Annotated in this window: 20 protein-coding genes; 12 read left to right on the top strand and 8 right to left on the bottom strand. The window is 35.4% G+C overall.

What is annotated here, in order from left to right:
• Positions 1-61 precede the first annotated feature (61 nt).
• The 3 genes from BMW64_RS02490 to BMW64_RS02480 all read right to left on the bottom strand — a co-directional run bounded on the left by BMW64_RS02490 (position 62) and on the right by BMW64_RS02480 (position 3,869).
• Positions 62-784: a DUF3108 domain-containing protein gene (locus BMW64_RS02490; protein WP_089998258.1), complete on the bottom strand. Its 723-nt coding sequence runs from the start codon at positions 782-784 to the stop codon at positions 62-64.
• 54 nt (positions 785-838) lie between these two features.
• Positions 839-3,223, bottom strand: coding sequence for a M1 family metallopeptidase (locus BMW64_RS02485; RefSeq protein ID WP_089998257.1), 2,385 nt, complete (start codon positions 3,221-3,223; stop codon positions 839-841).
• 67 nt (positions 3,224-3,290) lie between these two features.
• Positions 3,291-3,869, bottom strand: coding sequence for a HupE/UreJ family protein (locus BMW64_RS02480; RefSeq protein WP_089998256.1), 579 nt, complete (start codon positions 3,867-3,869; stop codon positions 3,291-3,293).
• 66 nt (positions 3,870-3,935) lie between these two features.
• On the opposite strand from BMW64_RS02480, the gene BMW64_RS02475 reads away from it, so the two are divergent.
• From BMW64_RS02475 to BMW64_RS02460, 4 genes are all read left to right on the top strand, one after another.
• Positions 3,936-4,187 (top strand): hypothetical protein, encoded by a 252-nt coding sequence (locus BMW64_RS02475; protein WP_089998255.1) that lies wholly within the window; start codon positions 3,936-3,938, stop codon positions 4,185-4,187.
• Entirely contained in the window at positions 4,163-4,465 is a 303-nt protein-coding gene (locus BMW64_RS20570) for a hypothetical protein (protein WP_089998254.1), read from the top strand. The genes BMW64_RS02475 and BMW64_RS20570 overlap by 25 nt, the downstream gene beginning before the upstream one ends.
• A complete protein-coding gene (locus BMW64_RS02465; protein WP_089998253.1) occupies positions 4,462-4,962 on the top strand; it encodes a DUF6702 family protein in 501 nt (166 codons plus the stop codon). Before BMW64_RS20570 ends, BMW64_RS02465 begins: the two co-directional genes overlap by 4 nt.
• Positions 4,963-5,049: 87 nt before the next feature.
• Positions 5,050-5,991 (top strand): phosphatase PAP2 family protein, encoded by a 942-nt coding sequence (locus BMW64_RS02460; RefSeq protein ID WP_177175222.1) that lies wholly within the window; start codon positions 5,050-5,052, stop codon positions 5,989-5,991.
• Here the strand turns inward: BMW64_RS02460 and BMW64_RS02455 are convergent.
• From BMW64_RS02455 to radA, 3 genes are all read right to left on the bottom strand, one after another.
• Positions 5,988-6,581, bottom strand: coding sequence for an acyl carrier protein phosphodiesterase (locus tag BMW64_RS02455; protein WP_089998251.1), 594 nt, complete (start codon positions 6,579-6,581; stop codon positions 5,988-5,990). The genes BMW64_RS02460 and BMW64_RS02455 overlap by 4 nt on opposite strands.
• Positions 6,582-6,648: 67 nt before the next feature.
• The gene (locus BMW64_RS02450; RefSeq protein ID WP_228400821.1) at positions 6,649-7,191 is read right to left on the bottom strand and encodes a transposase; all 543 of its coding nucleotides are present in this window, start codon (positions 7,189-7,191) and stop codon (positions 6,649-6,651) included.
• A gap of 44 nt (positions 7,192-7,235) precedes the next feature.
• Complete coding sequence (gene radA, locus BMW64_RS02445; protein WP_089998250.1) at positions 7,236-8,588, bottom strand: DNA repair protein RadA; 1,353 nt, start codon at positions 8,586-8,588, stop codon at positions 7,236-7,238.
• Positions 8,589-9,125: 537 nt separating this feature from the next.
• Between radA and BMW64_RS02435 the strand changes: the two genes are divergently transcribed.
• Positions 9,126-9,695 carry a YceI family protein gene (locus BMW64_RS02435; protein ID WP_042720855.1) on the top strand — a complete coding sequence of 190 codons (570 nt, stop codon included), beginning with the start codon at positions 9,126-9,128 and terminating at the stop codon, positions 9,693-9,695.
• A gap of 57 nt (positions 9,696-9,752) precedes the next feature.
• On the opposite strand, the gene BMW64_RS02430 is transcribed toward BMW64_RS02435, so the two are convergent.
• Positions 9,753-10,178, bottom strand: coding sequence for a hypothetical protein (locus tag BMW64_RS02430; protein ID WP_089998248.1), 426 nt, complete (start codon positions 10,176-10,178; stop codon positions 9,753-9,755).
• 96 nt (positions 10,179-10,274) lie between these two features.
• Here BMW64_RS02430 and BMW64_RS02425 point away from each other — a divergent pair, with 96 nt between their 5' ends.
• The gene (locus BMW64_RS02425) at positions 10,275-11,888 is read left to right on the top strand and encodes a CTP synthase (RefSeq protein ID WP_089998247.1); all 1,614 of its coding nucleotides are present in this window, start codon (positions 10,275-10,277) and stop codon (positions 11,886-11,888) included.
• 177 nt (positions 11,889-12,065) lie between these two features.
• The gene (gene yidC / locus BMW64_RS02420) at positions 12,066-13,862 is read left to right on the top strand and encodes a membrane protein insertase YidC (protein ID WP_089998246.1); all 1,797 of its coding nucleotides are present in this window, start codon (positions 12,066-12,068) and stop codon (positions 13,860-13,862) included.
• A gap of 53 nt (positions 13,863-13,915) precedes the next feature.
• Here yidC and BMW64_RS02415 read toward each other — a convergent pair whose 3' ends face one another.
• Positions 13,916-14,515, bottom strand: coding sequence for a ribonuclease HII (locus BMW64_RS02415; RefSeq protein ID WP_089998245.1), 600 nt, complete (start codon positions 14,513-14,515; stop codon positions 13,916-13,918).
• Between the two features lie 418 nt (positions 14,516-14,933).
• Here BMW64_RS02415 and BMW64_RS02410 point away from each other — a divergent pair, with 418 nt between their 5' ends.
• The 5 genes from BMW64_RS02410 (at position 14,934) to BMW64_RS02390 (ending at position 25,006) form a co-directional block, all read left to right on the top strand.
• A complete protein-coding gene (locus BMW64_RS02410; protein WP_089998244.1) occupies positions 14,934-17,900 on the top strand; it encodes a SusC/RagA family TonB-linked outer membrane protein in 2,967 nt (988 codons plus the stop codon).
• 11 nt (positions 17,901-17,911) lie between these two features.
• Complete coding sequence (locus tag BMW64_RS02405) at positions 17,912-19,576, top strand: SusD/RagB family nutrient-binding outer membrane lipoprotein (protein ID WP_089998243.1); 1,665 nt, start codon at positions 17,912-17,914, stop codon at positions 19,574-19,576.
• Positions 19,577-19,978: 402 nt separating this feature from the next.
• Positions 19,979-22,987 (top strand): SusC/RagA family TonB-linked outer membrane protein, encoded by a 3,009-nt coding sequence (locus BMW64_RS02400; protein ID WP_089998242.1) that lies wholly within the window; start codon positions 19,979-19,981, stop codon positions 22,985-22,987.
• Between the two features lie 3 nt (positions 22,988-22,990).
• A complete protein-coding gene (locus tag BMW64_RS02395) occupies positions 22,991-24,499 on the top strand; it encodes a SusD/RagB family nutrient-binding outer membrane lipoprotein (protein ID WP_089998241.1) in 1,509 nt (502 codons plus the stop codon).
• Between the two features lie 51 nt (positions 24,500-24,550).
• Positions 24,551-25,006 carry a lipocalin-like domain-containing protein gene (locus tag BMW64_RS02390; RefSeq protein WP_089998240.1) on the top strand — a complete coding sequence of 152 codons (456 nt, stop codon included), beginning with the start codon at positions 24,551-24,553 and terminating at the stop codon, positions 25,004-25,006.
• Positions 25,007-25,080 lie beyond the last annotated feature (74 nt).

The following is a 25,080-nucleotide window of genomic DNA, read 5'->3' as shown; positions in this document are numbered from 1 at the left end:
TCTGCGGCAAATCTAAAAAAAAAGTATCCAGAAACTGAATACTTTTTAAGAATATATTGTTTTATTTTACGGATTCTATAACCATTTTTCTTCCGCCTGCATCAATTTCCTGTTTTAAAACTTCTCTGGTTGACTTATCAATAAAATAAGTGATGACTGTTTTTCTGTCCTGAATGTCATCCGTTGTTTTTACGATCCAGACTTGTTTGTCATTAAACTCGCCGCTATTTACCTCTTCAATATAAGCTTTTATGACTCCTTTTTTTGCTGAGGGATTATAATCGAAGATCGGGATTTCGATAGAGTAGTGCTCTTTTAAAGGTAAGAACCTTATTAATCCGGGATACGAATTGCTGTCGAAATATTCAGTGGAAATTTTTTCATCAATCTGATCTTTCTTCTGAGACTTTTTATCAAGATAATAGCCGGTGGCTTTATTTTTTTCAAAATTTAACACCATATCTCTCATCAAATTATAAGAGGAATGATAGATAGGCTGGAAGTCCGAAACCCTGACTAATGTGGAATCTACCCAAGGTTTCCCCGGCGCCTGATTCATTTCTACCGTTGTTTTAATCAGAAGTTTTGCTTTGTCTATCTTTTTTATTTCGGTGGTGACTTTCCCGATTTCTATTTTTTGATCTCCTTTCTCGGCGTACCATACCGCATTGGAAGTTTCATCTTTTATGAATTTGGATTCAAGCTTTACGTTTCCTGGATTTAGTGTTTTTTGAGCAAAAAAATTGGCACTGCTCATTATTAAAAGGATCAGATATATTCTCATGATTTTTTTAATAATAAGTAGTGCCTTTTATCTTAAAGTTACATTACTTTTCTGTTACTTTTTTCCGGCAGCCTGCATTGGGTTTACCTTTCCGTTGGAAGCTCCTCTTGTGTTTGTACCTTCTTTCTGTTTGAATAATTCAAATTTTGATACCTGGGAAGTTCCGCCATCGTTGCTCCAGAAATTGTTTGAAGTGTCGATATCTGCCGTTTCTCTCATCGGATCCAGCTGGATTGACTTAAGCTTCTTGTCAAAATAATAGGTTTTGGAAGCCTTCTGCTCGTTCATTCTCCAGATCTGTGCGGAAGACTTGTCTGTCAGTTTTGTGCCGTCCTCAAAAGTGAATTCAAGAATAATCGGCATCACTAGGCCACCTTTATTCACGAAATCAATCTGATATGCCGTAAGATTTTTAAATTTATCTTTTTCTTTTTGCGTTAAAGGCTCAGTTCCTTCAAATTTAGAAGTGTACTCTTTATTATTGTCAACTTTCTCCTGTCCTCTGTCGTATCTGTAGTAAAAATCCTGGGCTTCTTTATCCTTATCTACGTAGAACGTGATATTTTTATCTTCTCTGTTTCTGATTTTTGAAATGTCTTCAAATTCATTTACAGCTGGTTTGTCAACTTTATATTTGATTTCTTTTGCTTCTCTTGGTGGCGTGTTGAGATCAGGCGTTGCGATCGTTACTTTATCGATGGCGATATCGACAGGATCTGTTCCGTAAAACCATCCTCTCCAGAACCAGTCAAGATCTTCACCGCTCGCATCTTCCATTGTTCTGAAGAAGTCTGCAGGTTCAGGATGTTTGAAAGCCCATCTTTTAGCATATGTTTTAAAAGCTTTATCGAAAAGTTCTCTTCCCATGATGGTTTCACGAAGAATATTCAAGCCTGTTGCCGGTTTTGAATAGGCATTCGGGCCAAACTGAACGATATTTTCAGAGTTGGTCATGATCGGTTCCAGCTGATCTTTCGGAAGTTTCATGTAATCAACGATTGTCCATGCCGGACCTCTTTTTGACGGGAATTTATTGTCCCATCTTTCTTCTGTAAGGTATTCCACAAAAGTGTTTAGACCTTCATCCATCCATGTCCATTGTCTTTCATCGGAGTTGATGATCATCGGGAAAAAGTTGTGTCCTACTTCATGGATCACTACGCCCAGCATTCCGTTTTTAATACCTTCTGAATAGGTTCCGTCTTTTTCAGTTCTTCCGTAGTTGAAGCAGATCATCGGATATTCCATTCCGTTGGCCGCCTCTACAGACTGTGCCACTGGATAAGGATAAGGAATCGTAAATTCTGAATACGTTTTTATCGTATGTGCAACAGCTTTAGTCGAATATTTTCGGTATAAACCATAAGCTTCTTTTGGATAATAGCTCATCGCCATTACTTTATTGTTATTTTCAGGAATAAGAACGCCCATTCCGTCCCAAACGAATTTTCTGGAAGATGTCCATGCAAAATCCCTTACATCATTTGCTTCAAAATTCCAGGTCTTTCTTTGTTTAGAGTGGTTCTTTTCCGCTTTTTTCGCTTCATCCAATGTAACAATTTCTACAGGTTCTGTTGCTGTTTTGGATTTGTTATATCTTGCTAATTGTTCAGATGTTAAAACCTGATCGTAGTTTTTACATTCTCCCGTTCCTCCTACAATATGATCTGCAGGAACATTCATTGAAACTTTAAAATTTCCGAAAACCAGTGCAAATTCTCCTCTTCCGGTAAACTGATGGTTCTGCCATCCGTGGAAATCACTGTATACACACATTCTCGGATACCATTGGGTCATGGTGTAAAGATCGTTTCCGTCTTCTGCAAAATTTTCGTAACCTCCGCGGCCGCCCATTTTTATTCTGTTAGGAATGTTATAATTCCAGTCTACTTTAAAAACAAGCTTTTCGCCTTTCTTTAAAATTTTGGGTAAATCAATACGCATCATCGTTTTGTTTACCGTGTATTTTAAAGGATTTCCGGAAGCGTCCGTTACTTTTTCAAGATTTACGCCATATCCGTTATCAGTTGCTGGCAAATCAGTAGGACGCAGCTGCTGATCATTTGAAGCCTTCGGAAGGGTAGAAGAATAAGGGAAGTCTGCTTTTTTTACGTTTGACTGTTGATTTTCATCTAATTGCAGCCATATGTAATCAAGATCATCCGGAGAATTGTTGTAGTAGGTTATGGTTTCAGAACCTTTCAGGTTTCTTTTATCTTCATCAAGATATGCGGTGATATCATAATCGGCTCTGTTTTGCCAATAGCCATGGCCAGGAGCTCCTGAAGCTGTTCTGTAAATATTGAGTGTGGGAAGAATAGTTCCCAGCTGTTCGAATTTATTTCCGTGGTTGCTTCCGGGATTATTCTGAATATTTTGTGCGGTGAAACCTGCATATGTAAATACAGAAAGGGAAAGTATGGCAACTTTTAGCTTCATAACCGAAATTTGTTTAAGAATTTTCAAATATAATAATAAGTAGTTGAAAATTTAGAAATGTTCATCCCTAAAATGGAATTCTTTCTAAAGTCATTTTTAATGATAAGGCAAAAACTCCTGAAGAGACAAAAAGTACCCAGTCTTTCTGATTCACCTTAAAAATTTTAAGTAAAATAAACAGAATGATTAAAATTCCGAAAACAATGGCAATTTGTCCCAGTTCCAATCCGATATTAAAGCCTAAAAGAGGTAGGGCAATGTTCTGGCTTTTGGCAATCATTACTCTTGCGGTATTGGCAAAACCCATTCCGTGGATAAGTCCGAAAATGAGAGCTAAATAATAATTGGCTTTCATCAGCGTCTGCTTTTTATTCTTCATGAGAATGTTATCCAATGAAGTCAGAACAATCGTCAGAGGAATGAGAAACTCTACCCAGGCAGAATTAATTCTAACGATATCAAAAGTGCTTAACGCCAGCGTAATTGAATGCCCAATGGTAAAAGCGGTGACAAGAATTAAGATTTTCTTCAAATCATTAAACGAGTAAACGGCAATCAGGGCCAACACGAAAAGCTGATGATCCAGTGCATCTAATGAAATAATATGTTCCCAGCCGAGCTTGAGGTAGAATAAAAAATCCTGCATTTTCTAAAATATTATTGGAATGCGATGATACAAAATTTATTTTAACTTTGTGTAAAATTAAATGTTATGATTGTCAATATAGAACTGGATAATACGGCAGATTTTGCATTTATAAAAAAACTTTTAGAAAATATAAAAGGAATTAAATCTGTTTCTGTAGAAGATAATGAAGAGTTTTATGAAGATGGAACTCCCAAATGGTTTATTGATAGGCTTGCAGATTATGCAGATCGTCTGGAAGCGAAAGACATGATTTCTGAAGAAGAGTTTTTTAAATATGTTGATGAAGAAATATGCAGGTTGAATTCTCAGAAATAGCAAAACAAACGCTTCGGGACCAAATCATATTTCTTGAAAACATATGGAGTAATCGAGAGATTGTATTGTTTCTTGGGGATATCAGGAAAGTGTCGGATAATTTGAAAAAAGGGAACTTTAATCTTTACCAGAGATATTCTCATAATGTCCATTCTGCTTTGATCGGTAAAAAACATGTGCGGATGTTTTTCAGAAAAGAAAATGACCATCTGATAAAAATCCTTCTTTTCTTTGATATGCGCCAGGATCCGCAAAAAATACTCGACTTATTGAAATGAAAAAACTGTTTTTCTTTTTTTCTGTTTTACTTGTTGTTTTATCTTTTACCAAGACGAAACATCCTTATCATGTTGGTTCTGTAGAAATTAATTATAATCAGAAATCAAAGACTTTTGAAATTACAGGTCGCTTTTTTTTGGATGATCTTGAAAACGGATTAAATGCCAAATACGGAAAATCGCTGCATTTCAATGATGCTAAATTTAAAAGCCATCTTAATGAATCACTTAAAAATTATTCCGCAGAATATTTTAAACTTAAAACAAACAACAAATTCTTAAACGTAAATTTCGTTGGCTACGAAGAAGATCACGAGTCGGTAAATATTTATCTCGAGTCTGAAAAAATCGACAATCCTAAAAAAGTGGAGGCCGCGGTAAGCTTTCTTTACAACTTATTTGATGACCAGCTGAATATCGTTCATATCATCGTAAACGGAGAAAGGAAGAGTGAGAAACTGACTTATCCCAATCGTTATTTGTTTCAGCAGTTTTAATTGCTTCTATCTAATTAATAAATTTATTGTGATTTAACATAATATAGTGCAAATTAGGTAACTTTGCTGCTTATTTTTATAATGAAGATGAGAAAAGCAATTACTATTTTTAGTATATTATTGTTTGTAGTGATAAATGGACAGGAAGGAAATGTTACTATTTCTGATACTGTCGCAACTCAGAAGGATTCACTATTGTCTTATTCTAATGAGTCCGCTGAATATTCTTTCACGAAAAATCAGGATAGGAAAAATGATATCTGGGGACATTTGAAGTATGATGTTGTGACGATGGCTGGTGGCTTCGGAAATGCTTTTACGCGTCCTTTGTCCTGGGAGAAAAAAGATTATGTGAGATTGGGGGCTACGGTTGCTACAGTAGGAGCTATTTATCTTGCAGATGAGGACATAAGCCGTACTTTTATACGAAACAGAGAGCATGTTCCTAATGTTTTCAGAAAATTTGGATGGTATTTTGGCAGCCCTCAGATTAATTATGGAATTACCGGTGCCATTTATGCGACAGGACTTTTAATTAATAATGAAAAACTTCGCAGGACAGGTGTTTTAATGATTACCGCTGCAAGTGCCACGGGAGTTATTCAGCAGGTTTCAAAAACAGTTACTGGAAGAGCCCGACCGGGAGCGGGATTGGGAAAGCATTTTTTTAAACCCTTCGGCCAGGATGCCAATTTCAGGAGTTTCCCTTCTGGACATACTGTTCTTTCAGTCACCACGAGCTATGCATTGTCTAAACAGTTTAAAAATCCATGGGTAAAAGGAGGTATTCTGGCGGTAGGATCCATTGTCCCTATCTCAAGGGTGCTTGATGGTGCCCATTGGTTTTCTGATGTAACATTAAGTGCAATTATGAGTATTGCCATTGTAGAAGGAATCGATAAGTTTATGAAAAAGAACGGGAAATATGAAGAGGATAAAAAATATATTATGGAACAGCGTGCTGTTGGTAAAATTGCCTGGAATATTAATGCCGGACCTTTAGGCCTGGGAGTTGTCGGACGTTTTTAGTTTTCCAATTGCAGAAGGGCATTGATTCCTTTTGCATGTTCCAATACATCAGGAAAGAATTCATCATAGCATTGCTGAAGAAAGTCTTTATTTTTTAAAAAAGCGTCGTGAACGGGAATATCCGGATGTAAATATTTTGCTTTATTGAGAACATTTCTCATGCTGTAACCAATGTTCTCTTCATGACGGTAATTATAAAGCCAATCTCCTTCTTCCATTTTTACAAGCATTCTTCTGAAATTCTCAGGAAGAAATTCATAATTCTGATTCAGGACACGATAGACTTTTGAAGAATGGTCTTTCCATCCCTGCTTTGAATGTAAACTCATATCATTAGCCACGAAATAATCCATCGCTACATCAACAAAAGCTCCGGCATACAGTCTTACCAATGGTGCAAACACTTTTTTCGCTTCATGAATGGCAGGATGAGAATCTGTAAAAGTATCGATGGCTCGGTGTAAGGTAATCCCATCCTGAATGTCTTTCGGAAAAGAAAACCGATCTCTGTTCCGGATAAAGTCTTCCAGAAACTGGCCAACGATCTGCCCGTCGGTGAAGGTAAGGAAAGAATGCGCAAGGTAATTCATAAAGTGAAGATAAGAAATTTCTGGCTAGCGAAGCGTTGCTAGAGCTCTAAGCTCTAACAACGCTTCGCTACCAACCTAACAGTTTTCTAATAGCTTCAACCGGTAGCAGTGAGTCATCAATTCCATTTTTAATTTTACACAGCGAAGAATGTCGATAATTTTCAGCATTCAAAATAATTCTATGCTTCACGGGATTATTATGAATATAATGAATGGTGTTGATTAATTGCGTATGGGAGCTTATAAACTTTCTTCTGAAAGGCAATTCAAAAAGTTTTCCTGTTCTTCCGTAATGTTTGTTAATGGCTTGGGTATAGCTGTTAAACATATTGGAAAATTGCTGACTTATGATTTTAGAAATTTCAGTTTTATCTTTTTCCGGAAAGAATTTTCTTATTTCCATTTCCGATTTTGTGCGGACGAGAATATGAAAATGATTTTGCATAAGGCAGTACGCATAAACAGTAACAACGGAAGATATTTTAGACTCCATTAGGTTAAGAAAATAATGATAATTCTTATCATTAAAAAACAGCTTTTGACTATTAATTCCTCTATTGTAAATGTGATAGAAGCATCCTGCCTCTAAGGGGTAAATATTTTTTTTCATAGTTGTGTTGTTAAAGTTGTTAGAGCTCTAAGCTCTAACTGCCTTTAGAATAATCTTTCGTGGAAATCTTCAATTTTACTTACTTCTTCGATCTTGATCCCAAATTTTTTCTTTGGTAGTTTATTTAAATTAGAGATAAAAATCTTCTCATAACCAAGTTTCTCTGCTTCCGTAATACGTTGTTCTGCCTGGGCAATTGGTCGTATTTCTCCGCTTAATCCGATTTCTCCGGCGAAACAATAATGTTCGGAAATGGCAATATCTTCGTTGGAAGAAAGAATGGATGCTACAACGGCTAAATCAAGGGCCGGATCGTCGGTTTTAATTCCTCCTGTAATATTTAGAAAAACGTCTTTTGCACCAAGCTGAAATCCTGCCCTTTTTTCAAGGACGGCGAGAAGCATGTTTAATCTTTTGGCATCAAAACCGGTGGAGCTTCTTTGTGGTGTTCCGTAAACTGCGGTACTTACTAATGCCTGAATTTCCAGCAACATCGGGCGGTTTCCTTCCAGCGTTACGGCTACTGAATTTCCGGATAGTTCTTCAAATTTTTTAGTAATTAAAATTTCGGAAGGATTTTTAATTTCTTTCAAACCTTGTGAAACCATTTCATAAATTCCAATCTCAGAGGTTGATCCGAAACGGTTTTTATTTGCTCTTAACAGTCGGAACAGATGATTTCTGTCACCATCAAAATTTAAAACGACATCAACCATGTGCTCCAGTACTTTTGGGCCTGCAATTTGTCCGTCTTTAGTAATATGGCCAACTAAGAAAACAGGAACATTATTTTCTTTAGCGTATTTAATAATCTCGTTTGAACATTCTCTGATCTGGGAAACCGTTCCGGGTGAACTTTCAATTAACTGAGATTGCAGTGTCTGGATGGAATCGATAATGACAAAATCAGGATCCAGTTTGTTGGCTTCATGAAGAATTTTCTCCAGATTGGTTTCTGTGAAAAGAAAACAGTTCGGATTCTGGACCTCGGTAAGACGGTCGGCCCTCATTTTAATCTGCGAGGCACTTTCCTCACCTGAAACGTAGAAGATCTTTTTTTTCATCTTTAAAGCTAACTGAAGCAGTAAAGTAGATTTTCCGATTCCTGGTTCGCCACCGATCAAAGTTACAGATCCTAAGACAATTCCGCCACCCAGAACTCGATTGAGCTCTTCGGAAGGTGTTTTTATTCTAGGTTCTTCATTAGCTTCTACTTCTACAATATTGATGACATGCTGTTTCGATTTTGAGAACGGAGGTGTTTTATGAGATGAGGTTTTTTCTACGATTTCTTCTACCAAAGTATTCCATTGTCCGCAGTTTTTGCATTGTCCCATCCATTGGGAATACTGTGCGCCACAGTTTTGACAGAAATATGCTGTTTTTAGTTTTGCCATACTGCGAAGTTCAAAATTTTTTTTGAATTTTTCTTTCGATTTTTAGTTAATTTTCGAGCATGAAAAATATTTTTTTGAGTTTGATGATTTTTGTGGTAATGTCACTTTTACATATGCAGTTGACGGACTGGGCTGTGAAATATCTACGTCTTCCAGGAGGAGATTATGGCATGTACTCAATATTTATTCTTATTTTCTGTTCAGTTATTACAACGATCGGTTTAGTAACAGTTATTATTTTTAGAAAACATTATTATTCAATTCTGCGGATTGCAATCTTGTTTGAAATTATTTATTTGTTGTTTTTACTAATTTCAGGAAATAACCCTTTTGTTTATTTTTCAGACTCTAATAATGAAAATCTCCTGAAAATTTTCATGTATGTAATTTCATTTGTCGTTTTACTTATTATGTATTTGATTCAATTAATTTATTCCAAAATAATTTTATCCAAATCAAAAAACTAACATAGATCAACGTCGGTTTATCAGAACAGGCTTACTTTTGTATCAGAATTTAATTTAAAAAATATATACAATGAAAAAGGTATTTTTAACTTTTGTATTTGCACTTTTAAGTGTTGTAAGTTTTGCACAGACTGCTTGGCAGGTAGATCCGATGCATTCTTCCGTTAATTTCAATATCAAGCACATGGGGATTAGCTTTGTGCAGGGAAGATTTGATAAGTTTGACGGTAAGGCTGTTACTAAAGGCAATACTCTTGATAATGCAGAACTTAGCTTTAATGTAAATGTAGCTTCCATCAATACCGGTGTAGAGATGAGAGATAATCACCTGAAAAGTGCAGATTTCTTTGATGCTGAAAAATTTCCTGCCATGACTTTTGTAACAAGTTCGGTTGTTAAAGAAAAGAACAATTCTTATGTGGTTAAAGGTAAACTGACAATAAAAGATGTTACTAAAGAAATCAGCGTTCCTGTGACTTTCGGAGGGGTTACCAAAAACCAGCAGGGAAAAGAAGTAATGGGCTTCCAGGCTGCATTTAAAGTAAACCGTTTGGATTACAATATCAAATATGATCCTACAGGAGCGGGTGTAGCGAAAGACGTTGATGTGAATCTATACTTTGAAATGGTTAAGCAATAATTTTCATATATAAATTTGGTTTAAAAAAGGTTTTCAGTTTTCTGGGAACCTTTTTGCTTATTTTCCTGCAAGCAAATCAAGATAGGTTTTTTCTAAACTGGTGTATTCGTTTTTCCAGTCCTGAGCGGTTTTCTCTATTTTCTCAAACTTAAAATTAAAAACTTCAATTTCTTCAAGATTGTCTACCGTATTTCTATCTTCAATATGGTCGAAATATTTGGCATACCAAACATTTAATAAATGATTTGAAATTTCGATATATAATTGTTCGCCAATAAGACTTTTAAATATCATATGGTAGTTTAGAATATTCTTTTTAAAGTAAATAAAAATACATTCGTAATAATCATGATGACGATCTGTAAAATAAATATTAAACTGATTACTTCTCCAGATTGGTAAATTGTCGAATTTTAGTAATAAACCGTTTTCAGATAATAGTTCTACATTTTTCAAATAAACTAGTTTATTGAGAATTTTCATTGTTAAAATTTTATCTTTCCTAAAATACACAATCAAATTTTAATACAAAATTGCTTTGTATTTCTTTTTCCCATAACTTTGCACAAACCTAATCTAATGAGTAAAAAGAATACAAAGTACATCTTTGTGACAGGAGGTGTAACTTCATCTTTGGGAAAGGGAATCGTTTCTGCTTCTCTGGGCCTTCTTCTAAAATCACGCGGCTTCAACGTAACCATTCAAAAGCTTGATCCTTATATCAACATCGACCCGGGAACGCTGAATCCTTATGAACATGGAGAATGCTATGTAACCGAAGATGGTGCGGAAACGGATCTGGATTTAGGTCACTACGAGCGTTATCTTGATGCTCCTACTTCCCAAAACAACAACGTTACAACCGGGAAAATCTACCAGACGGTCATCGAAAAAGAAAGAAAAGGAGATTTCCTTGGAAAAACAGTTCAGGTAATTCCTCATATTACGAACGAAATCAAAAGAAGAATCAAAATTTTATCAAAACAGAACTACGATATCATTATTACTGAGATTGGTGGAACTGTGGGTGATATTGAATCTCTGCCTTACATCGAAACTGTTCGTCAGTTGAAATGGGAATTAGGTGAGAAAAATTCAATGGTCATTCATTTGACCTTATTGCCATATCTGGCTTCTAGTGGAGAATTAAAAACAAAACCTTCTCAGCATTCCGTTCGTCAGCTGATGGAAAGCGGAATAATGGCGGATGTTTTGGTTTGCCGTACAGAACATAAAATCCCTAAAGATCAGCGTGCAAAATTGGCTCAGTTCTGCAACGTTCCTTTAGACAACGTTATTGAATGTAAGGATCTTGATACGATCTATGAAGTTCCTATGTATCTTCAAAAACAAAATTTTGATGATGTGGTTCTTAAGGAATTAGATCTTAAAAGTGATAAAGATGCAGATCTTAAAGAGTGGAAATCTTTCTTAAAGAAATTTCAGAATCCTAAAAAATCGGTGGAAATTGCATTGGTTGGAAAATATGTTTCTCTTCAGGATTCATATATTTCTATTGCTGAAGCCTTCAAACATGCGGGTGCAGATCTTGAAACAGAAGTGAAAATAAGATGGGTATACAGCGGTGATATTACCGAAGAGAATATTCAAGATACGTTAAAAGGAGTAGACGGAATTCTTGTGGCGCCAGGTTTTGGTGACAGAGGGATAGAAGGAAAAGTGCTTACCGCTCAGTATGCAAGAGAAAATAAAGTTCCTATGCTGGGAATTTGTCTTGGAATGCAGATCATGACGGTTGAGTTTGCCAGAAATGTTTTAGGATACACGAAAGCCAACTCAATGGAGTTCGATACTTCTACAGCACATCCCGTAATTTCAATAATGGAAGAGCAGAAAAATATTGTTGATAAAGGAGGAACAATGCGTCTCGGAGCTTGGAAATGCACCTTGAAAAACGGTTCTAAATTAAATGATATTTACGGAAATAAAAATATCACGGAAAGACACCGCCACAGATACGAATTCAACAGTGATTATCTTGGTGAATTTGAGAAAAACGGTTTCCTGGCAACAGGTACAAATCCTGAAACAGGTCTTGTTGAGGCACTTGAGATGCCGGATCATCCTTTCTATGTAGGGGTACAGTATCATCCGGAATACAAAAGTACGGTAGCGACACCACATCCTTTATTCAGAGCTTTCATTAAAGCTTGTGGCAAAGAAGTAAAGTAATTCATCGTTTACGATCGTTATATATAATAAACTCAGACTGATTATTCTCAGCCTGAGTTTATTATATAGTAATGTATTATAGTATAGAGTTTTGATAAAAAAACAGTATTTTTGTCGACTCAAAATATATTACAGACATAATATATTTAAATAGGTAAAAATTTTAATAAAAATAAAATGCAACAGAACAACGGACTCGATAAAAGTCAGATTATTAGTTTTGCGGTTTTATGTTTGGTACTTTTCGGATTTATGTTTTATTTCCAGAACAAACAATCCAAAGAAGAACAGGTAAAAGCTGAGCAACAGAAAACCGAGCAGGTAAAAAATGCCGTAAAACCATCTCAGGCAAATAATATCAATCCTAATGTAACTCCCAATGCTATTCAGACTGCGAATCTTTCCAACAAAGAGCTGAAAGTTGAATTTAATAGTCTTGGAGGACAAGTCTCAAAAGTAGAGCTTGCGGAGTACAAAGCATACGATCATAAAACGGATAAGGCAGATCTTCCGCTTTACCTGATCACTAAAAATAATTCCAATTACGGTTTTCAGTTTAAAGATAAAACAGGAAAAGTTATTAATACAAAGGATCTTGTATTTTCTCCTACAGTTAACGGAAATGCGGTAACGATGACGGCTAATTATAATGGTGCTGTCATTCAGTTTATTTATACTTTGCTTCCGAAATATACCCTTGATTTTAAAGTAAGAACGCAGGGGCTTGCTAAAATTACTTCAGATAACAAAGCTGATTTTATCTGGGATTATAATGTAAGAAATCTTGAAAAAGGTAGAGCTCAGGAGCAATCTCACTCGGAATTCTCTTATGCTTTCAATAATTATAAAGATTATGATTATGACGGAAGAACTACCATGGAAGAAGAAAAGGAAACGCTTAACTGGATTGGTGTAAAACAGCAGTTCTTTGCTTCCGTGATTGAATCTAAAACAGGATTTACACAAAGTAAAGGAAATCAGGAAACCGTTGAAGAAGGTGAATATCTTAAAAAACTGAATTATGAAGGTTTTGTTCAAATGACCGGAAGCGAGCTTAATCAGGATTTTACATGGTATTTTATGCCATTGGATTTACCTTTATTAAAATCTTATGATAAAAACTTTGATGAGATTCTCCCATTAGGCTGGTCTTTTATAGGTTGGATGAACAGAGGTTTCTTTATTCCGATGTACAATATTATTGCCGATTGGGGGCTTACAGCAGGTTGGGTGATTTTCCTGATGACCATTATTGTTAAATTGATCTTATCACCGATCATGTACAAACAGCATAAACTGAGTGCCATGATGAGGGTAATCCGTCCTGAAATTGATGAGGTGAATGCCAAGCTTAAAGATGCAGATCCGATGAAGAAGCAGCAGGCAACGATGGAAGTTTATCGGAAAGCTGGTGTAAATCAGATGGCAGGATGTCTGCCGGCCTTGGTTCAGATTCCTATATTTTATGCATTATTCCGTTTCTTCCCGAATTTTATTGATTTGAGAGGTAAAGGTTTCTGGTTTGCAAAAGATTTAACGGCTTATGATGATTTGATTAAATTACCATTTAAAGTTCCGTTCTTAGGAGATCATTTAAGTATTTTCGCTTTGGCTTGTACGATCGTGATTTTAATTTATACCATAATGACTTCAGGAAACATGCAACAGCCACAGCAGGAAGGAATGCCAAATATGAAAGTGTTAATGTACATTTTCCCTGTTACATTCTTATTCTTCCTTAATACGTCTGCGTCTGGTTTATCATGGTATTATTTTGTATCGAATGCGATCAATATCTTGATTATTCTTGTTATTAAATATGTAATTCTTGACGAGAAGAAAATTCATGCACAGATTCAGGCGAATAAAGAAAAGCCTAAAACGGAAGGGAAATTCCAGAAACGGATGAGGGAAATGATGGAGAAAGCTCAGGAACAACAGAAATATCAGGAGCAACAAAGAAAAAAGAAATAAAATAAAAAAAGAGAAGCAATTTGCTTCTCTTTTTTTGTATTAAGATAAGTTAATTAGCATTCATCTTCCATGCTGTAATCTAAGCGAAATGATCTCCTGTGATATTTTGTTGGGCCAAATTCAATTAAAGCCTGTTGATGTTTTTTGGTTGCATAGCCAAAATTAGTATTCCAACCATATTCAGGATGTTCATCATGGAGTTCAATCATTAATTTATCCCTGTAATTTTTTGCTAAAATAGATGCTGCGGCAATAGAAAGCACTTTAGAATCTCCTTTGATAATGCATTCATGAGGAATATAATTATAAGGATGAAATCTGTTTCCGTCAACTAAAATGAGTTCAGGGCGAATTGTAAGTTTATCCAAAGCCAAGTGCATGGCATGAATACTTGCGTTAAGGATATTATGCTCATCGATAAATCCGGCAGGAAGTTCGGCAATGGCATAATCTTTTACGTTATCTTTTATATACTGATCAAGATCCATTCTTGTTTTAAAATTTAGTTTTTTGGAATCATTAACTAAACTCTGGTTGAAATTACGATCCAAAATGACTGCTGCTGCCACCACAGGACCACATAAGCACCCTCTGCCAACTTCGTCGCATCCTGCTTCAATATAAAAGACCGATCCCTTTCTTAATAAATCCATATTGTATGATGAGATATAAAAACATGTAAAATTAAGTATTTTGTGAGATAATTTTGTATTGAAATTGCACAGTTCAATTAATACAATAATTGAAAAGTTCTATAAGGACATTCTATATTGATAAACTAATCAAATCTATTCTTGTTTTAAGATTCAAATTTTAAAAATCATTAACTAAATTTTGGTTAAATTATTAGAGATGTATATTCCTTTTAGCGTATCATTCTTCATATCCATCCTTTATTTATCTCTTAAACTTTTTCAACTCAAAAAAAAATGAGTTTTTTTTTAACATATTCATAATTATGTTATTTATTATACCATGTAAACATAGAAAATTAAATATTTTTAACAAAAATATTTGTTTACGTTAAGAAAGTTTTACATATTTGCAGAAATAAAAATAATCAATTTAAATATGAAGAAATTAACAGCAAGTGTTCTACTGGTAGTTTTGTCTTCTTCTTTTGCAATGGTGAATGCACAGAAGAAAAGAAATGATTCCATCAGAGAAGGTAACATAGGCGAAGTAGTTATTACTGGAGCATTAGGTATTCAAAAAAAGGCTGATGCTCAGACTGCTGCTGTGCAAGTAGTTAATAGCGATCAGATTACTGCAGCTTCAAACCCAAGTGCAATCTTTTCACTACAGGGTAAAGTTTCCGGTGTTAGTATTACAAATACAAACAGTAGTGTAACAGGTACTCCTAAAATTCAAATCAGGGGTATGCGATCTCTTACTGGTAACAATAATGCTTTAGTTGTTATTGATAATGTGATTTCGTCAGCGTCAGCATTGCAACAATTGGCTCCTGAATTAATTGAGTCAATGAATATCCTTAAAGGGTCTCAAGCTGCAGCGCTTTATGGTTCTGATGGTGTGAATGGCGTTGTTTTGGTAACCACTAAAAAGGGCGCTAAAGGAAGAATGAGAGTTACTTATAATGGATCTATTGACTTTGAATCTGTTTTAAATACTCCTGAGAGACAAAGGAATTATGGACAAGGATGGTATGGAGGAAAAATTAATGTTGAAAATGGTTCTTGGGGTGCTTCATTCAATGGACCGCTAGGCGGTCAGGTTGTGCCTTATGGTATCCCATTATATGATGTTAATGGAGATGGGCATATATCAGTAAATCAAGATGATAATACTCCTGGACCGGATGATGCATCTTCGATTATGTCTACATATGCTCCTTATGGTAAAAATAATGTTAAAGATTTTTTCAAAACAGGAACTGTTTACCAAAATGGTATAACTGCAAATATTGGAGATGAAAATAGTTATTTATTATTATCATTAGACCACCTTCAAAGAGAATTTGTTGTTCCTGATGACAAGTTAAAAAGAATGTCAGCTTTCTTAAAAGCTGGAACAAAATTTGGTAAATGGAACTTTGATGCTATTGTAAATTATACCCGTCAAACAACAAATACCACAGATTCAAATTTGTATGAAGATTTGATGATGTCATCTACAGATATTCCTATTACAAGATGGAAAGATTATCCTGATAATGGATATGCTTGGAATATTTTTTATCAAAACCCATATTGGAGTATCAAACATGTAAGATTCAACAACACAACCGACCGATTAAACCTAATAGGTACAGTAGGATATAAAATTAATAAGAACATTGATGTTTTATACAGGTCAAATCTTCAATACTTAGGTAGTTCTAGTAATCAATGGAATGATGGATGGAGTAGTACCCTTGTTACTGATGCAACCGCAATTACATCTTCATATGCGCAGTCAAATGCTAGTCAGACGAAGTATTACGGTGATTTATTAGTAAACTTCAACTATGATCTTACGGATGATTTGAATATGAAGCTTAATGTAGGGCATAACTTTCAAAACTTTAGTTATAATACAACAAGTGCTGGAGGATCAGGTTTAATTATTCCTGGACTATATCAAATATGGAACTTAGCCAATCCTACTAATCCTTATAATTTAGATAATACAAGAGGGTCTTATAACTCGCAAGCTGTATTTGCTAACTTGGATTTAGGATATAAGGATTATTTATTCTTAACTGCTACGGCAAGAAATGAGTGGAATTCAGTACTTCCTGAAGGTGAAAGAAGTTATTTCTTTCCATCAGTTGGTGTAAGTTTTATTCCAACAAAGCTTACTGATTTTGGAGGTAATGTTTTGAATTATTTAAAAGTATATGGTAATATTAGTGGTACTGCTAATGCTTCTTCAGTAGGTGCTTATAGCATACGAAACTATTTTGGTCTTGGGGCTGGTTTTCCATTTACACCAACAGGTGGGTTAAGTTTCCTTTCTCCGACTTCTCAAACGGATAAAAACATCAAACCTGAAAAAGTATCTAAAAAAGAAGTAGGTTTATCATTAGGATTCTTTAATAATAGAATTTTACTTAATGGATCTGTTTACCAAGATGATACAACAGATATGATTACAAACAGAACTACTTCTGTAGCATCGGGTATCGCTAGCTTATTAACAAATGTTGGTAAATTAAGAAACAGAGGTATTGATGCCGATATTAACGTTACAGCTTTGAAGAGCCAAGATTTCAGATGGGAGATTGGTGCAAACTTTACAACATACGAGACAGAAGTATTAGAGGTAGCTCCTGATACGGATAGAGTAGCAATCGGAGGAACAACGTTAGTAGGTATCTATGCGATAAAAGGTATGAAAGGGCTTCAATTAATGGGTACTGATTTTGTGAGAGATGATCAGGGGAGAGTAATTGTAGATGCAACTACTGGTAGACCGTCTGTAACTTCTACACTACAGAATTTAGGCTCTGTTAATCCTAAATATCTTTGGGGTTTCAATACGAGCGTAAATTACAAAGGATTCAAGCTTACTGCTACAGCGGATTGGAGAATTGGTGGAAAGATTACAACGGAACTTCTACAAAATATGGCGTTTAGTGGTAGTTTACCTGAAAGTGGTAACTTCGATAGAGAAGCTGGTTTTATTATGCCAAATTCTTCTTACTTATCTAATGGGCAGTATGTGGCTAATAATGATGTTTATTATCAATATGCGAGTGGAGGTACAGGAAATCCTTTATATGATGGCGTAGAATACTATTATCAGAACCAGTTTGGAACGGTAGGTGCTAATCAGGTTGTTTCGGCTTCTTATTTTAAACTTAGAGAAGTTGCACTTTCTTATACTTTCTCATCAGATATGCTAAAAAATAGTGGATTAACAGGTCTTACAATTGGTGTTCATGCAAGAAATCCTTTTGTAAAATATTCTGATAACAATAGGAATTTTGTTGATCCGGAATCTGCTTACACTACAGGAAATGCGCAAGGATATGCAACAGTAGGACAATATCCATCGATAAAATCTTATGGTTTTAGTGTAAATGTTAATTTTTAATTAAGTAAAAAATGAAAAAAATATTCTTATATTCATCGATTGCTCTCATGGCTTTCGTATCGTCTTGTAGAGAGATGGATGATAACATTTCTCCAAATAATGTTGACCCGTCACTTATATCACCTAGACAAACATTAGCAGCTTCTGAAAACTTAGTTTTTTCAACTCAAGCGGGTACAATGAATTCACTGTCTAATGTATGGACTAATACTTGGGCAGGTAATAATTTTTATTTTGGTAATCCTTTAACAAGAGAATATTCTCTCGATATTTCAAATACTTTTAGCACAGGAATTTGGTCGAGTAGCTATGTTGCAGCTAACAACTTACAAGGAATAATTAACAATGGGGCATCTCTTCCATTGCACTCTGCAATTGCAAGAATTTTGAAAGCTTATACTATGCAATATATTGTTGATTTCTATGGTGATGCACCATATTCTGAGGCTTTTAAAGGACAGCAGAATCTTGCTCCAAAGTATGATGATGATGCAAGTATCTACAGAGAATTGGTTTTAGAAATCAATAAGGCTATAGCTGATATAGATGCGACAGTAGTTACAGGGGATAATAATGTAGGGCAGGCCGAAGATGTTATATTTCAGGGAGACATGGATAAGTGGAAATTATTTGCCAATAATATTAAACTTAAAATTCTTCTAAGACAATCTAAAGTTACTGATGCTACTGTGAGATCATTTGTTGACGCACAACTTCAAAGCTTAGCTAGCGCAGATACTTCGAAATTTTATATTGGCGATGTAGCTATTAATCCTGGTTACAGTAATTTAAATTCATCAACTCCAAACCCATGGTTTAGTAATTATGGTATGGTCAATTATCAAGGAAGTTCTTTGAATACTAATGGTTGGAGATTGTATAAAGCAGCTCAATATTATGCAAACTCAGTAAACGGAACCCTTTATGGTACATCTGCAAGAGATTATCGTGGTAGTCAGATGTTTAGAAGACTTTCAACAAGTCCGGCGCAACAGAATCCGACTAGTGTGGTTGGCCTTAAACAGGGAGCTCCAAAACTTAGTGGCAGTGAATGGCAGGTTTCATTTATTGGCTGGAAATTTATTGGTGAACAAAATTTTGACGGTACAGTTATTCCTCAAAGCAATAATCCAGATGATAGTAATCTATTAGTATACGGAATGTTAAGCGGTGATACTTCTGCAGGAGCTGAGATTGCTACAAGAGGTTCTGCCATGGATGGTTATTTAGCTTTAGGATCTGAAAATAAACTTCTTCTTGCTGAAGCTGCAGTATTATATCCAACAATATTTACTTTTAGCGCTCAGGCTCAATATGAAGCAGCGGTTCAAGACTCGTTTGCTTTCTATGAGATTCCTGAAAGAGCTGGTGCTTATCTTTCTGCCTTAAATACCACTGCTGTTGGTTGGACGGGAGCTCCAAACAAAATTGCAGCAATTCAATACCAAAGATTTGCTTCTCTTGCAAATTTAAGACAAGTTGAAACTTACATCAACTTCCTTAAGACGGGCTATCCAAATATTCCTGTAGCAGATAACGCAATCTATCCGAACAAACCTTATAGGTTAATTTATCCTTCTTCAGAATATACTGGAAACTCTAGTAATGTTCCAAATGTAAGTCAGGCTCAAGTGTTTACTAAAAACCAATACACTCCTTTCTGGAATCAAAACTAATACTAAAAATTAGTAATAAATATAAACCGTCATTTTTATGGCGGTTTTTTTTATTTTAAATGTTAAAATTTGGAATATCCAAAAAATAACATATATGCAATGCATCATAATTTTCATCTTCAATAAACTCTTCTGATATTCTAAGACGTTGTTTATCACCACATATAGACATTTTTTTCATGCAGCAAAAATATAGATAATAACAATCGAAAAAAATTGCTTTTAATGTAATTTTATTTCTTTTGTAATAATTCATTTTTGTTAAAAATATATTTATTAACAATTTATTTTAAATAATTAATTAAAATAATTGAATAGAAATGAATATTTGTTAATTTTTGCCAATTTTATTTTGCTGTTTTAAGAAAGTTTTTAAACTTTGTCTAGCAAAATTTAATTAATATGAAGAAAATAACAATGGGTGTACTGGCTTCAGTACTGTCATCCTCTTTGGCGATCGCACAAGCGCAACAACAAAAGAGTGATACAGTAAGAACGCAAGACATCGAAGGTGTGGTGGTAACTGCACTGGGAATTAAAAGAGAGAAAAAATCCTTGGGGTATGCTTCAGAAGAAGTGAAAGCGGAAGCTTTAACAGGAGGTACAACTAACACGGGAAACGTAGCTTCTTTGCTATCGGGAAAAGTTTCCGGATTACAAGTTAATACAAATAACAATTTCGGCGGTTCTGCCAACTTACTTATCAGAGGTTACAAATCTTTATCTGGGGGAAGCCCGCTCATCGTTATAGATGGATCTCCTGTCAATAATGGAACTGTAGGCGGAGCTATTTTCGATTACGGCAATTTCTTGTCCGATATCAATCAGGATGACATCGAAAGTATAAACGTTCTCAAAGGAGCAGCAGCATCGGCACTGTATGGAGAGCGAGGTAGTGATGGTGTAATTTTAATTGTTACTAAAAATGGAAGAGGGAAGCAGGACGGAAGTTGGGGAGTAACACTAAATTCAGGTATTACAGCCGGATTTATTGATAAATCTACCTTTCCGAAATATCAGACAAGATATGGTGCAGGATATGGTAGGGTTTATGGAAATGATACAAATGGAGATGGTAATCCGGATGAATACTTTAATTATGATCCTGATACACAGCAATTACAGGTACCATTTACAGAAGATGCATCATACGGAGCTGAATTTAATCCCAACTTAATGGTGAGACAGTGGGATTCATATAATCCTGACTCCCCAAACTACGGAAAAGCAACACCTTGGGTGGCCGCTAAAAACGGACCTATTAAATTTTTTGAGACACCTGTGACGTACGTCAACACAATTTCATTAGAAAAAGGAAATAAGTCGTCCAATGTTTCTCTGTCCTATACTAATATGCTTTCCAACGGTTTGTTGCCAAACTCAGATTTAAGAAAGAATAGTCTATCAGCCAAATTCAATTATGATTTTACGGATAAGCTTCATGCCAGTGTATTTTCAACATTAACAATTCAGGATACTAAAGGGAGAAATGAAACAGGATATTCTGATAACATTGTAACCGGTTTTAGACAATGGTGGCAAACCAATGTTGATGTTTATGAATTGAGAGACGCATACGAAAGAAGTAACTCAAACCTAACCTGGAACAGAAGTTCTGGTTCGGATGGAACTCCGGCCTACTGGAATAATCCTTATTTTCAAAGATATCAAAATTATCAGTCAGATACCAGAACAAGAAGCTTTAGCTATGCTCAAGTAAAATATGATATTTCTAAAAATTTTGGTCTTACAGGAAAGCTTTCTTATGATCAGATGCAAATGCTGATTGAAGAAAGACTGATGAACGGCTCTCTACCACAGGCTTTCGGAGCATCAGGAAATAATGTTACCTCAGGATATTCGCGTCAGGATGTTCGTACTACTGAAACAAACTTCGACTTATTCTTAAATTATAAATTCGATATCACTCCCGATTTAAATGTAAGTGGGATTGTTGGAGGAAATGTCAGAAGAAATTTGATTGATAATGTTTATGCAAGTACTGAAGGTGGTTTGGCCACTCCGGGATTATTTGCCATTTCAAACTCTGCCAGCCCAATTATTTCACCAGATGAAAATTATGAAAAATGGTTAACTTCAGGTGCTTATGCAACAGCATCATTCGGATATAAAAATTTGTTATACGTAGACGGAACTTTTAGAATCGATCAAAGTTCTAATCTTCCTAAAGCAGATAATTCTTACTTCTATCCATCAGTTACAGGATCTTTAATACTTTCTGAACTTTGGAAGCCTTCATGGATGAGCTTCTGGAAAATTAGAGGTAATTATGCTGAAGTAGGGTCTTCAACAAAAAATTATCAATTACAAAATACATACAGAGTAAGAGGTGGTTTTGGGAATGTAGGACTTGTTGATCAATCTTATTTTCTTGCAAATCCAAATCTGAAACCTCAAAGATCAAAAGAAGTTGAATTTGGTATGGAAGGGCAGTTCTTTAAAAATAGATTAGGATTTGACGTAGCATTATATAAAACACGTACTTTCGATCAAATTATTAATCTTCCGGTGTCATCTGCAACAGGATATAGAACCTTCCTTGTAAATGCAGGACAAATTAATAATAAGGGTATCGAAGTACAATTAAATGGAACGCCTGTAAAGAACGATAATTTCAAATGGGATATTGATATAAACTGGTCTAAAAATGAAAACGAAGTCGTTTCACTATATGGAGATTCTCAAAACTATTTATTAGCTTCTTATCAAGGAGGGGTTTCACTTAATGCAAGAGTAGGTGAAGCTTTCGGAGCCCTTGTAGGATCTGATTATGTATATTTAAACGGAGAAAAAGTTATTAATCCGGCGAATGGTAGATACTTAACAAACCCGAATCAGGTAATTGGAAATATTACGCCAGACTGGATAGGAGGTGTAAGAAACAGTTTCAATTACAAAGGTTTGTCGGTAAGTTTCCTTATCGACGTAAAACATGGAGGAGACGTTTTTTCAACAGATATGTACTATGGTCTGGCTACTGGACTTTATGAGGAAACGGCAATTGGAGATTATAGAACAGCTGGGGTAGTCAATCCGGGTGTGAATCCAAACGGACAGGTAAATACAACGCCTACTTCAGCACCGGATACATTTGGAAATGTTGACGGATACAGAAGAATGCCAAATTCGCGATTTGTTTATGATGCGTCATATGTTAAATTAAGAGAAGCAAGCATCGGCTATAGTCTTCCTAAATCTGTATTAGCTAATACTTCATTCCAGGAAGTTAAAATTTCTTTAGTAGGAAGAAACTTATGGATCATTCATAAAAATTTACCTTATGCAGATCCCGAGGCAGGAACAGGAAATGGTCTTTCTTCAAAAGGAAATTCAATCGGAGTGCTCCCTACTACACGTGATTTAGGTATTAACGTAACTTTAAAATTCTAGAAAATGAAAAAAATACTTTTTATACTCAGCATACTTTCTTTAACAGTGGTCACAAATTCTTGTGAAAGTGATATTACCTCACTGAATGAAGACCCGAAACACCCTACCGTAGTTCCATCAGGACTATTGGTCGCAAGTGCTCAGCAGGAATTGATTTCGCAATTACTTACGCCCAATGTAAATAACAATATAGCAAGATTTTTTACGCAACAATGGGCTCAGACAACCTATATTGATGAATCCAACTATGATATGGTAACAAGACCTATTCCTAGAAATCATTATAATAGGATGATGGCATCAAGTTCCGCAATTGTTCATTCGCCAGGAGTATTATCTGCGCTGAGAGATGCAAAACAGTCTTTAGAGAATGAAGGATTGGATGCCACAAAGAAAAATAACAATATGGCCATTATAGAATTGATAAATGTTTATGCGTGGGCAAATCTTGTTGATACTTACGGCGATATTCCATACTTCGGAGCCTTGCAAGCTGTACCTGGAAATCCAGGAGTGTCTGAGATCCCTTATGATGATGCCAAGACTATTTATCTGGATTTGCTGAAAAGAATTGATGCGGCGAGTGCTATGATTAATATTAATCAGGCGGGTTATACGGAAGATCTTTTTTACAATGGTAATATGGCGAAGTGGAAAAAAATGGCCAATTCTCTGAAATTCAGATTAGCAGTTACCTTGTCAGATGTAGAACCGGCTATCGCAAAGACCAATGCAGAAGCTGCCTATAATGCCGGACTTTTCGATAGCAAAGAAGACAGTTGGGGATTATCCGCATTTCCTTCAGGGTTATTTGCTAATCCGGTATATCAGGAAGCGATACAGTCAGGGAGAAACGACTTTATTCCTTCAGACGTAATTGTAGACTATATGAATTCTACTGCAGATCCGAGAAGAGATCGCTGGTTTACAAAAATAGAAGGTGTATATAAAGGAGGAATTTATGGTAGCAATAACTCATTTTTAGGTTATTCGCACATGACGTCGCCAAAAGTTACAAATGGAAATCCGGACGTAGGAGAAGATGGGGGATATATGCTAATTACGGAAAATGCTCAGGGCTATTTATTAGATTATACTGAAATCATGTTTTTAAGAGCAGAGGCAGCAGCCAGGGGCTATAGTGTAGGAGGATCAGCTTCGGCTTTATATGCTCAGGCAATAACAGCTTCAATGACAGAATATGGAATCGCAAGTACAAATGCAACGGCTTTTATTGCGGCCAATCCATTCAATGCATCAAACTGGAAGCAATCTATTGGCTTTCAGGCATGGGTAGCCATGTTTAATAAAGGATTCCAGGCGTGGAATTTTGCAAGAAGACTTGATTATCCTGTATTTGTGAATCCCGATGACTCTACAGTAGATGGAGTTCCGGTAAGAATGAAATATTCTGATCAGGAATATTTGTTAAATAAAAATAACGTCACGGCCGCAGCACAAAAAATTGGTGGGGATCAGGTAACAACAAAAGTTTTCTGGGATGTATATTGATAATATAAAATTATTACTGTATCATTATAGGAATATTATAAACAATAAAATATGAAATTACTTTCTAAAATAATTATAATCATGGTGGTTGCTATATCGTGTTCAGGTAATGATGCTGTAGAAGACACAATTATCGAAAAGCCCAACCTGACCGGAACTTGGAAACCTCAGAGATATGAGTATAAAGGTAAAACATACCCTTTAACAGAATGTGAAAGAAAGGGCCAGATCGTCGTCAATGCTAGTCTTTCAGGAATTTACGAAAGATACGGAGTGTCTGCTTCCACCGGAAACTGCAATCTGGATGATTCCTTTGCCGGAAAGTGGGTATATGATGAAGTTACAAAAGATTTAACGCTTACCTATAATGAGAACGGAACAGCCCAGACATTAAAAAAAGAGATACTTGACTTTTCAGATAACGAACTAAAGATTCTTGACGCTTCAAAAGATTTGGATAATGTGCCTGGAAATGATGAAGCGAGTCTCGTTTTCGTGAAACAATAAATAAATTTAATTTTAACCTTCATATTGATCCGCCTTCGGGCGGTTTTTTTTTGCGTAAGTGTTAAAATTTTATT

This window comes from Chryseobacterium taichungense, assembly GCF_900109935.1.
Classification (GTDB): Bacteria; Bacteroidota; Bacteroidia; order Flavobacteriales; family Weeksellaceae; genus Chryseobacterium; species Chryseobacterium taichungense.
The sequence above is the reverse complement of the archived record's forward strand: the minus strand, read 5'-3'. Positions and strand labels throughout refer to the sequence as shown.

Excerpts from the sequence above, each read along its gene's own strand:
- BMW64_RS02450 (WP_228400821.1), bottom strand. The coding sequence starts at position 7,191 with ATGAAAAAAAATATTTACCCCTTAGAGGCAGGATGCTTCTATCACATT.
- BMW64_RS02480 (WP_089998256.1), bottom strand. The coding sequence starts at position 3,869 with ATGCAGGATTTTTTATTCTACCTCAAGCTCGGCTGGGAACATATTATT.
- BMW64_RS02390 (WP_089998240.1), top strand. The coding sequence starts at position 24,551 with ATGAAATTACTTTCTAAAATAATTATAATCATGGTGGTTGCTATATCG.
- BMW64_RS02415 (WP_089998245.1), bottom strand. The coding sequence starts at position 14,515 with ATGGATTTATTAAGAAAGGGATCGGTCTTTTATATTGAAGCAGGATGC.
- BMW64_RS02475 (WP_089998255.1), top strand. The coding sequence starts at position 3,936 with ATGATTGTCAATATAGAACTGGATAATACGGCAGATTTTGCATTTATA.
- radA (WP_089998250.1), bottom strand. The coding sequence starts at position 8,588 with ATGGCAAAACTAAAAACAGCATATTTCTGTCAAAACTGTGGCGCACAG.
- BMW64_RS02425 (WP_089998247.1), top strand. The coding sequence starts at position 10,275 with ATGAGTAAAAAGAATACAAAGTACATCTTTGTGACAGGAGGTGTAACT.
- BMW64_RS02430 (WP_089998248.1), bottom strand. The coding sequence starts at position 10,178 with ATGAAAATTCTCAATAAACTAGTTTATTTGAAAAATGTAGAACTATTA.
- BMW64_RS02490 (WP_089998258.1), bottom strand. The coding sequence starts at position 784 with ATGAGAATATATCTGATCCTTTTAATAATGAGCAGTGCCAATTTTTTT.
- BMW64_RS02460 (WP_177175222.1), top strand. The coding sequence starts at position 5,050 with ATGAGAAAAGCAATTACTATTTTTAGTATATTATTGTTTGTAGTGATA.
- BMW64_RS02395 (WP_089998241.1), top strand. The coding sequence starts at position 22,991 with ATGAAAAAAATACTTTTTATACTCAGCATACTTTCTTTAACAGTGGTC.
- BMW64_RS02435 (WP_042720855.1), top strand. The coding sequence starts at position 9,126 with ATGAAAAAGGTATTTTTAACTTTTGTATTTGCACTTTTAAGTGTTGTA.
- BMW64_RS02405 (WP_089998243.1), top strand. The coding sequence starts at position 17,912 with ATGAAAAAAATATTCTTATATTCATCGATTGCTCTCATGGCTTTCGTA.
- BMW64_RS20570 (WP_089998254.1), top strand. The coding sequence starts at position 4,163 with ATGCAGGTTGAATTCTCAGAAATAGCAAAACAAACGCTTCGGGACCAA.
- BMW64_RS02485 (WP_089998257.1), bottom strand. The coding sequence starts at position 3,223 with ATGAAGCTAAAAGTTGCCATACTTTCCCTTTCTGTATTTACATATGCA.
- BMW64_RS02410 (WP_089998244.1), top strand. The coding sequence starts at position 14,934 with ATGAAGAAATTAACAGCAAGTGTTCTACTGGTAGTTTTGTCTTCTTCT.
- yidC (WP_089998246.1), top strand. The coding sequence starts at position 12,066 with ATGCAACAGAACAACGGACTCGATAAAAGTCAGATTATTAGTTTTGCG.
- BMW64_RS02465 (WP_089998253.1), top strand. The coding sequence starts at position 4,462 with ATGAAAAAACTGTTTTTCTTTTTTTCTGTTTTACTTGTTGTTTTATCT.
- BMW64_RS02400 (WP_089998242.1), top strand. The coding sequence starts at position 19,979 with ATGAAGAAAATAACAATGGGTGTACTGGCTTCAGTACTGTCATCCTCT.
- BMW64_RS02455 (WP_089998251.1), bottom strand. The coding sequence starts at position 6,581 with ATGAATTACCTTGCGCATTCTTTCCTTACCTTCACCGACGGGCAGATC.